Here is a 15,221-nt window from a genome sequence, read left to right as displayed (position 1 = left end):
GCTGGACGAGGTAGGCGCGGGTGCCCCCTCACGCAAACAAGATCAATCTTCCGGCGCGATAGTAACCTTGAGGCCGTCGAGATCGCCGGTGAAGGGGATCTGGCACGACAGGCGCGAAGTTTCGACGCGGTGGTCGCTGCTTTCCAGCAGGTCGTCCTCGTCTTCGCTCATTTCCGGAAGCTTGCCGGTGAACTCGCTATCGACGTGGACGTGGCAGGTGGCGCAGCTGCAGCAGCCGCCGCACAACGCCAGCAATTCGTCGAAACCGTTGTCGCGAATGGCTTCCATCACGGTCAGGCCGTCTTCGACCTGGATTTCGGAAGTCTCGCCTTCACGGGTGGTGACGATCAGCTTGGGCATCGATGCATTCCTGTGTTGCGTCGCCCGCCACGCGGGCCGTATGCGAAGGGCTGCTATTCAAAGCGAAGCGGGAAGGCAAGCTCTACTCATGGGTCTCACGACTGCGCAGATACGCGAACACCTCGATGCCGTGGCGGCCGAAGACCGCGTGGTGGCAGGCGCGATCGAACGCGTCGGCTATCCCGAAGAACGCATTCGCCCGACCGGCTATCGCACCCTGTTGCGCACCATCGTGGGCCAGCAAGTGAGCGTGGCGGCAGCAGCCTCGGTGTGGAACAAGCTAGAGGCCGAGCTGGGCGAGGACATGCACGCCCACGAGTTGCTAGCGCGCGATTTCGACACGCTGCGCGCCTGCGGATTGTCGCGGCAGAAACAGGGCTATGCCCGCAGCCTTTGCGAACTGGTCGCGGGCGGCGAACTGGACCTCGAAAGCCTGCCGGAAGACGACGAGGAAGCCATCGCGCAGCTTACCCGCATCAAGGGGATCGGCCGCTGGTCGGCGGAAATCTACCTGCTGTTCGCGGAAGGGCGGCAGGATATATGGCCCGCAGGCGACCTTGCCGTGCAGGCAGCGTGCGGCAAGCTGCTCGACCTACCGGAAAGGCCGAGCGAAAAGGATACGCGCGCACTGGCAGAGAAGTGGAAGCCCTATCGCGGGGCCATGGCCATCTTCACCTGGCATGCCTATGCCGACCCGACGCTCTGAATTGGGAGAGAATTGGTGGGCACACGCAAGGCTATCTTCATCACCGGTGGTGCCTCGGGCATCGGGCGGGCCATCGCGCTCTATTTCGGCCAGCGTGACTGGTTCGTCGGGCTCGGCGATGTCGACACTTTCGGCATGGAAGCGACGATGGACATGATCGGCCACGGCTTCGTGTTCCAGCACAAATTCGATGTACGCGACCGCGCCGCTTGGGACGAGGCGCTGGAGAGCTTTGCCACAGCCACTGGCGGCCGGATCGATGTGCTCGCCAACAATGCGGGCATCCCCTTGGGCGGCGCGCTGGAAGAAAACAGCGTCGAGGAGATCGAGCGCTGCCTCGATATCAATTTAAAGGGCGTGCTGTTCGGCGCACAGGCGGCATATCCGCACCTCAAGAAGACCGCTCCCGGCTCATGCCTGCTGAATACGGCCAGCGCGGCGGGCGTCTATGGCACGCCGGGCGCCAGCGTCTATTCGGCGACGAAGTTCGGTGTGCGCGCGATCACCGAAAGCCTCGATGGCGAATGGGCGGAAGACGGCATCAAGGTCCGCTCGATCATGCCCAGCTTCATCGACACGCCGCTGCTCGATCACAACCCTAACGCCAAGAGCAACGAGGACATCCGCAGCCGCGTGACAGAGGCCGGCCTCGAGATTACGCCGGTCGAGGAAGTCGCCAAGGCCGCATGGGATGCGGTGCATGGCGAGAAACTGCACACGCTTGTCGGCAAGTCTGCCAAGCAGCTCGCCTTCGGCGCACGCTGGATGCCCGGCCGCGTGCGCAAGCAGACCCGTGGATCCGCTCGCCCGCTCGGGAAATAGCGACGGGCCGCTAGCGTTTTGCCTTGCTAAGCGCCGAGCGACCTTCTTCGGAAAGGAACGGCTCGAGATCGTCCCAGGGGACAAGAGTATCGTCGCCGCAAGGCGTCAGAACGTGCGGTACTGAGGGAATGAATCCCAGCCCGTCCTCGACCAGTCCGACGTTCCAATATAGCTGCTCGCCAATCGCTTCGCGACATTCCGCTTCGTCATTGTCGTAATAGCGCATCACCACATCACGCAGCTCCGGCGTGGCGACAATGCTGTCCCATTCGTTCGAGGCAAACCCGTTGGACGAAAAACAGCTCTCCGGGATGTCGATTTTGGTACCCGTTTCGCGATCGAATACGCGGTAATCCAGCCAGAAGTTGGGATGGGCACCGCCGCAAAAGTTGCCCGTGGTCGTGAGCGCGGAAATGAAGTTTGGATTTGCGAAGACCGGTTGCGTCCCGGCACTCACGTACCCATCCACCCCCAAGGAAGAGATGCTGCCGCTTATACAGTCGAACAATGCATCTCCCGGCTTGCCGGACGGCCGGTCCGCAGCAAGCTCTTGCAGGATCGCAGCGTCACCCGGCTGTTCCGGCACGAACTCGAACCCGGAATAACTATTGTCGGCAAGATGCGCGGGCGGTTGCCACTCGACCTCCCGGTAGCGCCAGCCGCCAAGCTCTTTTTCTTCGAAGGAGAAGTCCGGTTCGAAACTGCGCGGGCCGAGGAATTCGGCGGACCCGCATGCCTCACCCCAGCCATCTTCCGTTTCCGTCCACTCCTGACGCGCGAGCTCCAGCGACAGGACGCGCCCGCCCTGTGCCCAGTTGCCCGATGCGCGATTACTTCCCGAAAGGGTTAGCGACCAGTCCGGCGCCTCGTCACCATAACCCTCGGTCCAGATGCCGACCGCATCGCCATCGCGAAGTGAAATGGGGGTGAGGTACTTGTCGTAGTAATAGGAGCCCCGGCCGCGCGTGAAGCAGACCGTGACTGGCATCTTTCCGACGGTTCCGGTCCACAACCCATCGAAGGGATAGCCGGGTGGCTCGGTGGCTCCGGTTGCGCCCACGGACAGGAGCGCAGCGGCGACAAGGCTCATACGAGCTTGTCGATCTTCTTGGCCATGTTCACGTCGCGCAGCGACAGCCCGCCCGCGTCATGCGTGGTCAGCGTGATCTCGACCTTGTTGTAGACGTTGAACCATTCGGGATGATGGTCGCGCTTTTCCGCCATGATGGCGATCCGCGTCATGAAGGCGAATGCTTCGGCGAAATCGGCAAATTCGAACTTGCGCTCGATCGCCTTGCCTTCTCGCGAGAGCGACCATTCGGGCAGTGCGCGCATCCAGGTGTCGCGTTCTTCTGCGGTCAGCTGTTCAACGGTCATCGTGCCAGGTCCTCTCTTGCTTGTGGCGCGTGAGCCTTTTGCCTATCGCACCGTCCCATGCAAGCGCAGCTCATCGCAAACGACATTGCCTGCCGGCGCGGCGACAGGCTGCTGTTCAAGGGGCTGACGCTCGCCTGCGAGGCGGGCGATGCCGTCCATGTCGCGGGGGCAAACGGCGTGGGCAAGTCCAGCCTGCTGCGGATACTCGCCGGATTGCTGCGCCCCTTTGCGGGCAAGGTCGAGACCTCGGGAGCGATCGGACTGGTCGACGAGCGGCTGGCGCTCGATCCGAACCAGCCGCTGGGCAAGGCACTCGGCTTCTGGGAGCAGCTCGACAGCGTGGACCAGCCGGGCCGCGTCTACGGCCTCCTCCAGATCGAGGCACTGCTGGATGTGCCCGTGAGGTTCCTCTCCACCGGCCAGAAAAAGCGCGCTGCGCTGGCCCGGTTACTCAATAGCTCGAGCCCCATCTGGCTGCTGGACGAGCCGCTGAACGGCCTTGACACCGAGGCACAGCGCACTGTCGAAACGCTCGTGGCAGAGCATTGCGAGGGCGGCGGTATTGCCGTGGTTGCATCGCACCAGCAGATATCCCTGCCCGGCAACCGGACCGTGTCGATCGGGTACTTCTCCTGATGCGTGTTTTCCTGAGCCTGCTGCGCCGCGATCTCGGCCTGCTGATGCCCGGTGGCAGCGGCGGCAGCGGGGTCCTGCCGCTACTCTTCTTCCTCGCCGTGGCGATGCTTTATCCTTTCGCCGTCGGACCCGATGCAGCGCTGCTCGCGCGAACCGGGGGCGGCGTGATCTGGGTGGCGGCCCTACTGGCGGCTATCCTCCCGCTCGAACGTCTCGTGACCGGCGATCTGGAGGCGGGCGTGTTCGACCAGCTCCATGTGCGCGGTGTCTCGGAAGAGCTTGTGATGGTGGTGCGGCTGATAGCGCACTGGCTGGCCTTCGCGCCGCTGCTTCTCGTCGCGACGCTCCCTGCGGCCGCCCTCCTCGGCCTATCGGGCGAGACGACCGGGACCGTCCTGCTCGGCCTCCTCGCGGGCACTCCGGGGCTTGCGGCGGTCGGTCTCGCGGTCGGCGCGCTGACGGCTTCCCTGCGCGGGGGAGCGGCGCTGGCCGGACTGATGGTCATCCCCCTTGCCGTCCCCATCCTGATTTTCGGCGCGGGCGCCCTCTCGCGGCCCGACAGCAGCGGGATACTCCTGACTGCGGCTATCAGCCTTGCCCTGTGCGCCCTCGCCCCGCTTGCCGCCGCAGCTGCGCTAAAGGCGGCAAGGGAAAGCTGACCTGCGTATTACTGACACAATAGCCCTTTTGGGAAAGTGACAGCTGCGATCTATTTCAGTATTGGACGCGAACAGGCACCGCTACGGGGGCAACGGTGGAAGACGACGAAGATTTTGTAGACCTTTACGCTATTCTGCAGGTCGATCCGTTCTGCGAACGCTTGATCGTGGAGAAAGCCTATCGTCATTTCGCGCAGCTTTATCATCCGGATCATTCGGATACGGCGGACGTCGACAAGTTCCAGGAAGCCACCCGCGCCTACAAGGTCCTGAAGGACCCCCGCAAACGTGCCGATTATGACCGTGCCTACGCTACCGAAAAGGGTATCGATCCCGCCAAGCCGCAGCCACGCGACGATATCGTCATCGACGGATCGACCGCGGTCGAGGATGCCGAAATCCATGAAAAACTGCTGCTCGCGCTATACAAGCGTCGCCGCGAAAAGGCCGGCCAGCCGGGCGTCATGCCCTACCATATCCAGAACGATCTCGACTGTTCAGACGAGAGCTTCGACTTCCACATCTGGTACCTGAAGTCGAAGGGCTTCATCGAGATCACGCAGGAAAGCGAGCTCGCGATCACCATCGCGGGCGTCGATCACGTCATCTCGAGCAGCCGTGCCGAAGCCAAGGAAAAGCTGTTCCTCGAGCAGTCGAAGCGGGACGAGGCCGAATAGACGCTTAGTACGGCGGCTGGTGGAGGCCGCGCGGGCTGGTGGTGAAGATTTCCACGCCGTCTTCAGTAATGCCGATCGAATGTTCGAACTGCGCCGACAGCGACTTGTCGCGCGTCACAGCAGTCCAGCCATCGCGCAGCATTTTCGCATGCGGGCGGCCGAGATTGATCATCGGTTCGATGGTGAAGAACATGCCGGGCTTCAGAAGCGGTCCGGTGCCCTTGCGGCCGGTGTGGATCACTTCCGGAGCGTCATGGAACAGGCGGCCGAGACCGTGACCGCAGAATTCCTGGACCACGCCGTAGCGGTGCGATTTCGCGTGAGCCTCGATCACCGCACCGATATCGCCGAGACGCGCGCCGGGCTGGCTGGCGGCCTCGATACCGAGCATGAGGCATTCATAGGTCACGTCGACCAGCTTGCGCGCCTTCAGAGCAGGCTCGCCGGCGAAATACATGCGGCTCGTGTCGCCGTGCCAGCCGTCGAGTAGCGGGGTCACGTCGATATTGACGATGTCGCCGTCCTTCAGGGCCTTCTCGCCCGGAATACCGTGGCAGATGACATGGTTGATCGAGGTGCAGCAGCTATGTGCATAGCCGCGGTAGCCCATCGTTGCCGGAACAGCGCCCGCATCTAGCATCATGCCGCGAACCTTGTCGTCGATCTCGCCCGTGGTCACGCCCGGCGCGACGAAATCGGTCAGCTCGTCGAGGATTTCTGCGGCAAGGCGTCCGGCCTTGCGCATCCCTTCGAAACCTTCCGGCCCGTGGAGCTTGATGGTGCCGTCGCGATAGACGGTCTGTTCGCTGTCGATTACCTGGTATTCGGTCATGCGCGTCCATGTAGCGATGCTGCGCGCGAATTGCGAGAGTGTCAGCGCTTCACCCTGAAAGCGCTGGCATATTCGGGCTTCACGGCATCGATGACCGAAGCGGTGACCGGGAAATTGAGCTCGTAATCGCCCTCGGCATAGGGGCCTGCGACATAAGGTCCGAAATAGACGCCGATCCGGTCGAAGGTCTGGCCGTTCGAGGATCCGATCAGGACGCTCGCTTCGTCGAGACCCGGACAATCGTTGAAGAGATCGCCCGAATTGCGATCGATCTTGATACCGCGCTTCGCTTCGCGGGCACGGTCGAGCGCATTGCAGAGCCTCGCGCCGAGGGCGTTCTCCAAGGCGACGGGCGAAGTGAAGAAGTCGATCCCCGCGAGGCTGGTCCCTGCCCGCTTGTCCCAGACCAGCGACTGCCTGGTGTAATTGCCATGCGCGCCGCCGGTGTATTCGTAAATGTCGGCCGACAGGCTCAGCCAGTCGGGAAGATCTGCCACGACCTTCCATTCCTTTTCATACCCGCGTGCCTTGCAGGTCACGCAGTCGCCTGGGAAATCGACCAGCGACTGCTCCCACTCCCTCTTTTGCGAGGCGAGCGCTGCGTCGCGTTCCTCCTCCAACTGTGCCGCGAGCGCAGGCTGAGCATTTACCGCGGCGGGCCAGCTGTAGGCGAACTCGCGCGTTCCGCCGCTGCGCTCTTCATCATCGTCGAAGGTGACCGCTTCGGGGGACGGCTCGGGCGGTGTCGGGGGAACGGGCTGCGTCTCGGCTGCCGGAGCATCGACGGCGTTTTCGTCTGCCTGTTCGGAGCATCCCGCGCTCGACAGGGCGAGCGAAATCAGGAACAGGGGCGCACGCATCGAATTACCTTCGCAAGACCTACTTCGTATTCAAGGGACATATCATGGCCGACAAAGCCGACCTAATCCAAGCGGACCGTGGACAGGAGGCTATCCCCATCCATCTGGTAAACAAGGACGGATTTCCTGACTGGGTGAAATCGCTTTCCGCCGGGCAGCGCGCATCGCTGGCCGCACAGAAGTTCGATGGAAGCGGATACCAAGTCGCGATCGTGCCCGATGGTGATGGCTGGTTTGCCGTCGGCGGTGTTGCCAATCCCGATGAACTGTCGAGCTGGTGCATGGCGAAGCTCGCCGAAGCGCTTCCCGAAGGCACTTATCGCCGCGCGAGCGGTGAACCCGGCCCTGCCCTCCATGGCTGGCAGACCGCGCAATATTCCTTCGAACGCTACAAGAAGCCGACCAACCCGACCGGCCCGCGCATCCTGCTGACCAAGGAAGCCGGCAGGATCGACAATGCGATCGCCGAAGCGAAGGCGGTCTGTCTCGTGCGCGATCTGGTGAACACTCCCGCAGAGGACATGGGTCCGGCAGCGCTGGAAAAACAGTGCGAGAAGCTGGCCAAGGACCACGGCGGCAAGCTGTCGGTGGTCCGCGGCGATGCGCTGGAGCAGGACTACCCGATGGTCCACGCGGTCGGGCGTGCGGCGGCGCGCAGTCACGCGCCGCGCCTGATGCACCTGACCTGGGGCAAGGAAAGCGATCCGGTGATCGCCGTGGTCGGCAAGGGCGTGTGCTTCGACAGCGGCGGGCTCGATGTGAAGAGCTCCACCGGCATGCTGCTGATGAAGAAGGACATGGGCGGCGCCGCCCATGCGATCGCGCTTGCGGGCCTCATTATGGGCGCCAAGCTGCCGGTGCGTCTGCACCTGTTCGTACCAGCCGTCGAGAACGCGATCTCGGGCAACTCTTTCCGTCCCGGCGACGTGCTCAATTCGCGCAAGGGGCTGACCGTCGAGATCGGTAACACCGATGCCGAAGGCCGCCTCATCCTTGGCGACGCCCTGACCCGCGCTTCGGAGGAAAACCCGCAATTCATCGTCGATTTCGCCACCCTCACGGGCGCAGCCCGCGTGGCGCTGGGTCCGGACTATCCCGCCCTGATGACCCGGCGCGACGAGACCGCGGAAGACCTTATCACCGCGGGCCGCACGGTCGATGACGAACCTTGGCGTCTGCCCCTTCCCGAAGGCTATGCCGAATGGCTGTCATCGGACATTGCCGATACCAACAATGCACATGGCAATTCTTTCGCAGGGGCGAGCGTCGCCGGCCTGTTCCTCGACAAGTTCGTCGGCGAAGGGATCGACTGGGCGCATTTCGACACCTTCGCTTGGCGCCCCTCGGCCAAGCCGGGCCGGCCCAAGGGCGGAGACGCCTACGGCCTGCGCGCTTCGTGGCACATGCTCCAAAAGCGTTTCAAAGCGGCATAGTCCGTTTCTCGCGCTTGCCCCGGGCACCTGCCGGGGTTAAGCGCCCGCATCTGCAACAGGGATTTCAGCGTGAGCGAAGCTGCGAATTACGAATTGCCAACCGGTATCGTCGGACTGAAGGGTCCGATCGTAAAGCCTGCGCCCGGCACGCTGCCGCTGCGCGGCGACCTTGCGCATATCGCGCTGGCAGATTCCTTCCTCGCCGCCCACTACGTCATCCCCAAGGTCCGCCACATCGGCGGCAGCGCCGCCACTCTCAAGATCGCGATGCGCGACGATGCCGAGGACGGCGTCACCCTCGATGCCGGTTCGCCTGTCGAACTGCTCGACCAGGCGGGCGACTGGGCATGGATCACCTGCGGACCCGAAGGTCCGAGCGGATATGTGCGCGAAAGCGCTCTTGCCAGCGACAGTGACGCATAAGGTCTTCATCGACGGCGCGGCCGGCACGACCGGCCTCGAAATCGCGGAGCGGCTGGCTGGTCGCAGCGAATTCACGCTCATCACGCTGGGCGATGCCCGGCGCAAGGACACCGAGGCACGGCGCGAGGCGCTGAACGAAGCCGACGTCGCCATTCTCTGCCTGCCCGACGATGCGGCGCGCGAGGCTGTCGAACTGATCGATCCGGCAGGCGGTACCCGCGTGATCGACGCCTCCAGCGCCCATCGTACCGCCGAGGGCTGGTGCTATGGCTTTCCCGAGCTGGTCGGTGCCGCGCGCGTTTCCGATGCCCGCCGCGTCAGCAATCCCGGGTGCTATCCCACCGGCTTTCTCGGCCTTGTCGCGCCGCTCGTACGCGAAGGCCTGCTGCCCGCCGACTGGCCCTATACGGTCAATGCGGTCAGCGGATATTCCGGCGGCGGCAAGGCGCTGATCGAACGCTTCGAGGCCGAAGGTGCACCTGCCTTCCGTGCCTATGGCTATGACTTGGCGCACAAGCACCTTCCCGAGATGAAAGAGCATGCCGGGCTGGAACACCCAGTCCTGTTCGCGCCTTCGGTCGTGCCTGCCTATCGCGGCATGATCGTCGAGGTGCCGCTCCATCTCGGCGCCATGGAAGGCGAGCCGCATGCAGACGCGCTGCGCGATTGCCTCAAGGAATTCTACCGTGACGCGCCGGTCGTGACCGTGCACGAGAAGCAGGTCATGGGCGAAATGCTTCTGGAAACGGACAGCGAGCCGAGCGATGCCCTAGAGCTGTTCGTCTTCGGCAATGAGGGCGGCTGGAATGCGCGCCTCGTGGCCCGGCTCGACAACCTCGGCAAGGGCGCGAGCGGCGCTGCCGTGCAGAACCTCAACCTGCTGTGCGGCCTGCCCGAAACTGCAGGCCTCAAACTGCCCCGTGCCTAATTTTTAGGCAGTCCACGTCCAGCCTTTGAGCAGGTCTCACTACACCCGCTTCACCAACTCCCCGAATTCCGCCATTTGTGCAGTTGGCACGTTTCTTGGAACGTCGCGCGCAAGAACACATTAGGCCAGTGTGCGGACTCTTTCCCGCACGGCTCAGACGGGACCGGTGGACACGTGAAAAAGATCGAAGCGATCATCAAGCCCTTCAAGCTCGACGAGGTGAAGGAGGCGCTGCACGAGATCGGCGTATCCGGCATTACCGTCACCGAGGCCAAGGGCTTCGGCCGCCAGAAAGGCCACACCGAACTTTATCGCGGCGCCGAATATGTCGTCGACTTCCTGCCCAAGGTGAAGCTCGAGGTCATCGTGCCCAGCGACATCGCGGAACGGACCGTCGAAGCGATCGCTGCGGCCGCCCAGACCGGGCGCATCGGCGACGGCAAGATCTTCGTCAGCGCGATCGAGAGCGCCCTGCGCATCCGCACCGGCGAAAAAGACGAAGACGCGATCTAACCAATTCCTGCCCGTCACGCGGCGGGCGCAATACGAACAATCCCAACGGAGACAATCAACATGGCAAGTGCGAAAGACGTCCTGAAGCGTATCGAGGACGAAGGCATCGAGTGGGTCGATCTCAGGTTCACCGACCCCAAGGGCAAGTGGCAGCACCTGACCATGGTCGCCAAGGCGCTTGACGAAGACCAGCTTGAAGACGGCCTGATGTTCGACGGTTCGTCGATCGCCGGCTGGAAAGTCATCAACGAAAGCGACATGATCCTGCGCCCCGATCTCGACCGTGTCTACGTCGATCCGTTCAGCGCCGAACCCATGCTGATCCTGTTCTGCGACATCGTCGAACCCTCGACCGGCGAACTCTATTCGCGCGATCCGCGTTCGACCGCCAAGCGCGCCGAAAGCTTCGTGAAGAGCACCGGCCTCGGCGACACGATCTACGTTGGCATGGAAGCCGAATTCTTCATGTTCGACGATGTCCGCTTCGAAGACGGCTATGCCGGTTCGGGCTATGCGATCGACGACATCGAGCTGCCGACCAACACCGGCAAGGAATACGAGAGCGGCAACCTCGCTCACCGTCCGCGCGCCAAGGGCGGCTACTTCCCCGTGGCCCCGGTCGACAGCGCAGTCGACATCCGCGGCGAAATGGTCTCGACCATGATCGAAATGGGCCTGCCCTGCGACAAGCATCACCACGAAGTGGCTGCTGCCCAGCACGAGCTCGGCGTCACCTTCGGTACGCTGGTGGAAACCGCCGACAATCTGCAGATCTACAAGTATGTCGTGCAGCAGGTCGCCCACATCTACGGCAAGACCGCGACCTTCATGCCCAAGCCGATCAAGGACGATAACGGCAGCGGCATGCACACCCACATGTCGATCTGGGACGGCGGCAAGCCGACCTTCGCCGGCAACCAGTACGGCGGCCTGAGCGAAAACTGCCTCTACTACATCGGCGGCGTCATCAAGCACGCCAAGGCACTGAACGCCTTCACCAACCCGACCACCAACAGCTACAAGCGCCTGGTGCCGGGCTTCGAAGCGCCGGTCCTGCTCGCCTACTCGGCGCGCAACCGTTCGGCCGCCTGCCGCATCCCCTATGGTGCGGGCGACAAGGCGAAGCGCGTGGAGTTCCGTTTCCCCGATGCGATGGCCAACCCCTACCTCGCCTACGCCGCGCTGCTGATGGCCGGTCTCGACGGGATCCAGAACAAGATCCACCCGGGCGAAGCCATGGACAAGAACCTCTACGACCTGCCCCCGGCAGAGCTCGCCGACGTTCCGACCGTTTGCGGTTCGCTTCGCGAAGCGCTCGAAGCGCTCGAAGCCGACCACGAGTTCCTCTTGAAGGGCGACGTCTTCACCAAGGATCAGATCGACGCTTATGCCGAACTGAAGTGGGAAGAAGTCCTGCGTGTCGAAACCACGCCCTGCCCGGTCGAATTCGACATGTATTACAGCGCCTAAGGGCGATCAGAATAGGCCCCTGCATCGAGCAAGGGCCAGACAGAGGGGCGTCCGGAGCGATCCGGGCGCCCCTTGTTCATTCCCGCAGGCATCCCACTCCCCGCCCTACACGCTTTCTTAGGGTGCTGGGGCTAGTCGTGAGACCTCGGAACCTCCGGCAAGACGGGAAAGACATGAATTTCTGGCGCAAGGACATCACCGAAGAAGCCGCTGAAACGCGTGCGGACGTGATTATCCAGAAGAAGAAACGCAAACAGGACCCGCAGGCTTCCGGCCTCGGAGCCGTCGCTATCCCGCGCCGTGGCAAACGAAGCATCCACCAGCGGAACGAGGATCGCCACTACCTCGAAGGCACGACGGCAAAGGCCCTGATCGACGGGGTCGAACACGAGGTAGAGGTGATCAACCTGTCCTCCAACGGCGTCATGATCGGGTATGAAGGCGATGCGCCGATCGGGGCGACCGTCCGCCTTGCGATCAACGAGTGCGCGCCGATCACCACTGCGGTACGCTGGGGGCGACGCGGCCGCGTGGGCCTCGAATTTATCGCGGAAACCGTGATCATCGCGGAAGCCGGCGTGCAGGACTTCATCGTCAAGACGATTGCGCGTGAACGGGCGATGGAAGGCTATAACGCCAAGCCGCTGATCGGCGCCGAACAGCGCGGTATCCAGAAGCGCCACCCCTTGGTCTTCATCGGCAAGCTTCGTTGGAAGGACCGCGACGCGACGGCTCGCCTGCGCAATATTTCCAAGCACGGTGCCATGGTGGCCATCACGCAGGCAAACAATCTGGCGAGCGGGGACGAAGTCCGCTTGTCGCTTGCCGCATCGGGCGAAATCGCTGCCACCATCCGATGGATCGCAGGCCAGCACTACGGCCTCGAATTCGCCGAAGAATTCGACGTCGCACAACTCGCTCACGAGCTTTGTGCGGAACTTGCGCCGCCGGACGATGCCCGCGGACTTCGCGCTCCGGCAGAGCAGGACAGCGTTGTCGACGAGGATAGCGACAGCCTCGTCGTCCGCATGGGCAAGGTCGAAAACCCGCACCAGCCGCCCGAAATGCACTACGAGCGCCTGACGCTCGACGAGCTTTACGCCACGCTATACCCGCATGGCCGGCCCGGCACCGACAAGGCGGGAAAGGATAAGGACGCGGCCTCCGAGGCCTGATCCCGCCAACCGGCCGGGATCGTTTTCCTACGCGACAACATTGTGCCTACTTGCTGCACCTCGTCTCAAAGCAAGAGGTGCCAGTCATGAGTCGCAAGTCCCTGTTCGATACCGTCCGCCGCATGCTCGGGCGTGGTTTCCGGCAGTCCGAAGTGGACCGCCTCGATACCGCGATCGACGCCTCGCTGGATTCGTCCCAGGACCGTGTTCCAGCCGTTCCATCCTGTGGGGTTTCCAAGGCCGGTCTCAAATTGATCAAGGCGTTCGAAGGCTGCGCGAGATTGCGCCACGACGGCATGGTGGAAGCCTATCCCGACCCCGGCACCGGTGGCGACCCGTGGACGATCGGCTGGGGCGCGACCGGCGCGGATGTCACTTCGGGCACCGTCTGGACACAGGCGCAATGCGATGCACGGCTTGAAGCGGATGTCGCGCGCCATGCGGCTGACGTACGCAAGGCCATCGGAGATGCGCCGACCACGCAGGGGCAGTTCGATGCGCTGGTCAGTTTTCACTACAATACCGGCGCAATCGCCCGTGCCACCCTCACCCGTCGACATTTGGCAGGCGATCACCAGGCGGCCGCTCGGGAATTCGCCAAGTGGAAGCATGCCGGTGGCCGCGTCCTCAAGGGTTTGGTCCGTCGTCGCCGCGCGGAGGTAGCCCTCTACCGCAGTTAAAGACCCCCCTCCGCGCGACGAACAGCTAAAATGGCCGGAACCCGATGCCTTTTCACCCCGTTGGGGAAGACAAAGGAGTATTGAAATGCGTCTTATCATGGCTGGAGCGGCGGCCATCGCGCTCGCCGCAAGCGGGGCTTATGCCCAAGGAAATGGCAAAGGTAACGGTCAGGGCAATGCAGGCAACAAGCCTGCTGCTGCCCAAGGCCATAAAGGCAATGGGAACGGGAACGGCAAGGCTCGCGCCGATCGTGGCCCGGACCGGAGCGAAAAACGGCAAGACCGTCAAGTTGAGCGCCGCGTCGAGCAGCGCGGCAATTCTGCCGAACGCCGGGGCAACGGCCAGGACCGCCAGGCCGAGCGCCGCGGTAACGGACAGGGTCGCAGCAATGCCGCCGATCGCCGTGACGTTCGCGTCACCTATGACGATCGTGACGATCGCCGCGTGATCCGTGGCGATCGCGACTACCGGTGGCTCTCGGAAGATCGTTCGCGTGGCCTCATCGATGGCTGCCCTCCGGGGCTCGCGAAGAAGCGCAATGGCTGCAACCCTCCGGGACAGGTCCGTGATCGCTACGAGCGGAGCCTCTTCGGTTCGGCCTATCGCCCGAGCCTGTTCGGCCTGAACAACTACGGCCGTGGAGACTACTACTACAACGACGGCTACCTCGTCCGCTACGGCGATCGGGGCGGTATTTCCGGCTGGATCCCCCTGCTCGGCGGCGCGCTTGGAATCGGCAATGCCTGGCCGAGCGGATATCGCAGCTACGAGGTGCCGGATTATTACGTCGACTATTACAATCTGGGCGGTCCGGATCGCTATCGCTACGCCGATAACGTGATCTACCGCGTCGACCCCGAGGATGCTGCGATCACTTCCGTGGCAGCGCTGATCACGGGTGACGAAATCACCGTGGGCCAGCCCATGCCGCGCGGTTACGACGTCTACAACGTGCCCTATGCCTACAGGGACCGCTACTACGACAGTCCGGACCGCATGTACCGCTACTCGGACGGATACGTGTACCAGATCGACCCCGAAACGCGCCTCGTCGCCGCGGCGATCGACCTGCTCATCTGACCTGGAGAAAAGAGATGAAGACCAACTTCACGAAACCCTTCGTGCTGGCCGGTGCAATTGCCGGTCTGGCGATCCTGCCGGCATGCAGCAGCGGCGAAACCGAGGAAGGCGTTGAAGAGACGCAGGACTACACCACGCGCACCGTGGCGGCTGCTCTTGGCGATCTTCCCGAAATGGCGAGCCTTAATGGTGCCATCTCGAGCGCACAGCTGAACTCGATCTTCGATGGCCCCGCCAGCTACACCGTGCTTGCCCCGGTGGACGAGGCTTTCAACGCGCTCGGCGAACAGGGCCAGTCGCTGATGACGGAAGAGCAGCGTCCGGTCCTTGCCGGCGTGCTGCGCGAACACATCCTGCCCGGCCACCTGACGCCGGAAGATATCACGGCTGCTATCGAGAGCCAGGGCGGTGAAGTGACGATGACCACCTTCGGCGGCGGCGATCTCACATTCTCGATGGATGGCGAGACTGTCGTTGCGACCAATCCTTCGGGCGAGGTTGCGCGTTTCAGCGGTGCCGCAACCCAAGCCACCAATGGCGTGATCATCCCTGTCGACGCGGTCATGATTCCCGGCGACGAAGGCTAGCC

19 protein-coding genes are annotated in these 15,221 nt (G+C 63.2%); 14 read left to right on the top strand and 5 right to left on the bottom strand.

What is annotated here, in order from left to right; genetic code table 11:
• Nucleotides 1–42: 42 nt before the first annotated feature.
• The gene (locus K3165_RS09785) at nt 43–360 is read right to left on the bottom strand and encodes a 2Fe-2S iron-sulfur cluster-binding protein (RefSeq protein ID WP_221548699.1); all 318 of its coding nucleotides are present in this window, start codon (nt 358–360) and stop codon (nt 43–45) included.
• Between the two features lie 88 nt (nt 361–448).
• Here K3165_RS09785 and K3165_RS09780 point away from each other — a divergent pair, with 88 nt between their 5' ends.
• Nucleotides 449–1,066, top strand: coding sequence for a DNA-3-methyladenine glycosylase family protein (locus K3165_RS09780; RefSeq protein ID WP_221548698.1), 618 nt, complete (start codon nt 449–451; stop codon nt 1,064–1,066).
• Nucleotides 1,067–1,081: 15 nt separating this feature from the next.
• Nucleotides 1,082–1,888 (top strand): SDR family oxidoreductase, encoded by an 807-nt coding sequence (locus tag K3165_RS09775; RefSeq protein ID WP_221548697.1) that lies wholly within the window; start codon nt 1,082–1,084, stop codon nt 1,886–1,888.
• 10 nt (nt 1,889–1,898) lie between these two features.
• Here the strand turns inward: K3165_RS09775 and K3165_RS09770 are convergent, their stop codons facing one another.
• Together K3165_RS09770 and K3165_RS09765 are read right to left on the bottom strand one after the other, a co-directional pair.
• On the bottom strand, nt 1,899–2,978 hold the full coding sequence (locus tag K3165_RS09770) for a hypothetical protein (RefSeq protein ID WP_221548696.1): 1,080 nt from the start codon (nt 2,976–2,978) through the stop codon (nt 1,899–1,901).
• The gene (locus K3165_RS09765; protein ID WP_221548695.1) at nt 2,975–3,265 is read right to left on the bottom strand and encodes a 4a-hydroxytetrahydrobiopterin dehydratase; all 291 of its coding nucleotides are present in this window, start codon (nt 3,263–3,265) and stop codon (nt 2,975–2,977) included. Before K3165_RS09765 ends, K3165_RS09770 begins: the two co-directional genes overlap by 4 nt.
• 57 nt (nt 3,266–3,322) lie before the next feature.
• Between K3165_RS09765 and ccmA the strand changes: the two genes are divergently transcribed.
• The 3 genes from ccmA (at nt 3,323) to K3165_RS09750 (ending at nt 5,237) form a co-directional block, all read left to right on the top strand.
• A complete protein-coding gene (gene ccmA, locus K3165_RS09760) occupies nt 3,323–3,901 on the top strand; it encodes a heme ABC exporter ATP-binding protein CcmA (protein ID WP_221548694.1) in 579 nt (192 codons plus the stop codon).
• Nucleotides 3,901–4,560 (top strand): heme exporter protein CcmB, encoded by a 660-nt coding sequence (locus tag K3165_RS09755; protein WP_221548693.1) that lies wholly within the window; start codon nt 3,901–3,903, stop codon nt 4,558–4,560. The genes ccmA and K3165_RS09755 overlap by 1 nt, the downstream gene beginning before the upstream one ends.
• 95 nt (nt 4,561–4,655) lie before the next feature.
• Nucleotides 4,656–5,237, top strand: a complete 582-nt coding sequence (locus K3165_RS09750; RefSeq protein ID WP_221548692.1) for a J domain-containing protein — start codon at nt 4,656–4,658, stop codon at nt 5,235–5,237.
• Between the two features lie 4 nt (nt 5,238–5,241).
• On the opposite strand, the gene map is transcribed toward K3165_RS09750, so the two are convergent.
• Nucleotides 5,242–6,069 (bottom strand): type I methionyl aminopeptidase, encoded by an 828-nt coding sequence (map, locus tag K3165_RS09745; protein ID WP_221548691.1) that lies wholly within the window; start codon nt 6,067–6,069, stop codon nt 5,242–5,244.
• A gap of 41 nt (nt 6,070–6,110) precedes the next feature.
• A complete protein-coding gene (locus K3165_RS09740; protein WP_221548690.1) occupies nt 6,111–6,929 on the bottom strand; it encodes a PdaC/SigV domain-containing protein in 819 nt (272 codons plus the stop codon).
• A 44-nt stretch (nt 6,930–6,973) separates the two neighbouring features.
• On the opposite strand from K3165_RS09740, the gene K3165_RS09735 reads away from it, so the two are divergent.
• The 9 genes from K3165_RS09735 (at nt 6,974) to K3165_RS09695 (ending at nt 15,219) form a co-directional block, all read left to right on the top strand.
• Nucleotides 6,974–8,362, top strand: a complete 1,389-nt coding sequence (locus K3165_RS09735) for a leucyl aminopeptidase family protein (RefSeq protein WP_221548689.1) — start codon at nt 6,974–6,976, stop codon at nt 8,360–8,362.
• 69 nt (nt 8,363–8,431) lie between these two features.
• Nucleotides 8,432–8,785, top strand: a complete 354-nt coding sequence (locus tag K3165_RS09730) for a hypothetical protein (RefSeq protein WP_221548688.1) — start codon at nt 8,432–8,434, stop codon at nt 8,783–8,785.
• On the top strand, nt 8,775–9,713 hold the full coding sequence (gene argC / locus K3165_RS09725; protein WP_221548687.1) for an N-acetyl-gamma-glutamyl-phosphate reductase: 939 nt from the start codon (nt 8,775–8,777) through the stop codon (nt 9,711–9,713). Before K3165_RS09730 ends, argC begins: the two co-directional genes overlap by 11 nt.
• 174 nt (nt 9,714–9,887) lie before the next feature.
• Nucleotides 9,888–10,226: a P-II family nitrogen regulator gene (locus K3165_RS09720; protein ID WP_221545638.1), complete on the top strand. Its 339-nt coding sequence runs from the start codon at nt 9,888–9,890 to the stop codon at nt 10,224–10,226.
• 60 nt (nt 10,227–10,286) lie between these two features.
• On the top strand, nt 10,287–11,696 hold the full coding sequence (gene glnA, locus K3165_RS09715; protein WP_221548686.1) for a type I glutamate--ammonia ligase: 1,410 nt from the start codon (nt 10,287–10,289) through the stop codon (nt 11,694–11,696).
• Between the two features lie 173 nt (nt 11,697–11,869).
• Nucleotides 11,870–12,871, top strand: a complete 1,002-nt coding sequence (locus tag K3165_RS09710; protein WP_221548685.1) for a PilZ domain-containing protein — start codon at nt 11,870–11,872, stop codon at nt 12,869–12,871.
• An 86-nt stretch (nt 12,872–12,957) separates the two neighbouring features.
• On the top strand, nt 12,958–13,551 hold the full coding sequence (locus K3165_RS09705; RefSeq protein ID WP_221548684.1) for a lysozyme: 594 nt from the start codon (nt 12,958–12,960) through the stop codon (nt 13,549–13,551).
• A gap of 85 nt (nt 13,552–13,636) precedes the next feature.
• Complete coding sequence (locus tag K3165_RS09700; RefSeq protein ID WP_221548683.1) at nt 13,637–14,632, top strand: hypothetical protein; 996 nt, start codon at nt 13,637–13,639, stop codon at nt 14,630–14,632.
• 14 nt (nt 14,633–14,646) lie between these two features.
• Complete coding sequence (locus K3165_RS09695) at nt 14,647–15,219, top strand: fasciclin domain-containing protein (protein ID WP_221548682.1); 573 nt, start codon at nt 14,647–14,649, stop codon at nt 15,217–15,219.
• Nucleotides 15,220–15,221 lie beyond the last annotated feature (2 nt).

Origin of the sequence: Qipengyuania xiamenensis (assembly GCF_019711495.1) — a bacterium.
GTDB classification, from domain to species: Bacteria; Pseudomonadota; Alphaproteobacteria; order Sphingomonadales; family Sphingomonadaceae; genus Qipengyuania; species Qipengyuania xiamenensis.
The sequence above is the reverse complement of the archived record's forward strand: the minus strand, read 5'-3'. Positions and strand labels throughout refer to the sequence as shown.

Bases quoted from the DNA above. Each gene is read 5' to 3' on its own strand.
- K3165_RS09785 (WP_221548699.1), bottom strand. From the start codon at position 360: ATGCCCAAGCTGATCGTCACCACCCGTGAAGGCGAGACTTCCGAAATC.
- K3165_RS09780 (WP_221548698.1), top strand. From the start codon at position 449: ATGGGTCTCACGACTGCGCAGATACGCGAACACCTCGATGCCGTGGCG.
- K3165_RS09770 (WP_221548696.1), bottom strand. From the start codon at position 2,978: ATGAGCCTTGTCGCCGCTGCGCTCCTGTCCGTGGGCGCAACCGGAGCC.
- K3165_RS09765 (WP_221548695.1), bottom strand. From the start codon at position 3,265: ATGACCGTTGAACAGCTGACCGCAGAAGAACGCGACACCTGGATGCGC.
- ccmA (WP_221548694.1), top strand. From the start codon at position 3,323: ATGCAAGCGCAGCTCATCGCAAACGACATTGCCTGCCGGCGCGGCGAC.
- K3165_RS09755 (WP_221548693.1), top strand. From the start codon at position 3,901: ATGCGTGTTTTCCTGAGCCTGCTGCGCCGCGATCTCGGCCTGCTGATG.
- map (WP_221548691.1), bottom strand. From the start codon at position 6,069: ATGACCGAATACCAGGTAATCGACAGCGAACAGACCGTCTATCGCGAC.
- K3165_RS09740 (WP_221548690.1), bottom strand. From the start codon at position 6,929: ATGCGTGCGCCCCTGTTCCTGATTTCGCTCGCCCTGTCGAGCGCGGGA.
- K3165_RS09735 (WP_221548689.1), top strand. From the start codon at position 6,974: ATGGCCGACAAAGCCGACCTAATCCAAGCGGACCGTGGACAGGAGGCT.
- glnA (WP_221548686.1), top strand. From the start codon at position 10,287: ATGGCAAGTGCGAAAGACGTCCTGAAGCGTATCGAGGACGAAGGCATC.
- K3165_RS09710 (WP_221548685.1), top strand. From the start codon at position 11,870: ATGAATTTCTGGCGCAAGGACATCACCGAAGAAGCCGCTGAAACGCGT.
- K3165_RS09705 (WP_221548684.1), top strand. From the start codon at position 12,958: ATGAGTCGCAAGTCCCTGTTCGATACCGTCCGCCGCATGCTCGGGCGT.
- K3165_RS09700 (WP_221548683.1), top strand. From the start codon at position 13,637: ATGCGTCTTATCATGGCTGGAGCGGCGGCCATCGCGCTCGCCGCAAGC.
- K3165_RS09695 (WP_221548682.1), top strand. From the start codon at position 14,647: ATGAAGACCAACTTCACGAAACCCTTCGTGCTGGCCGGTGCAATTGCC.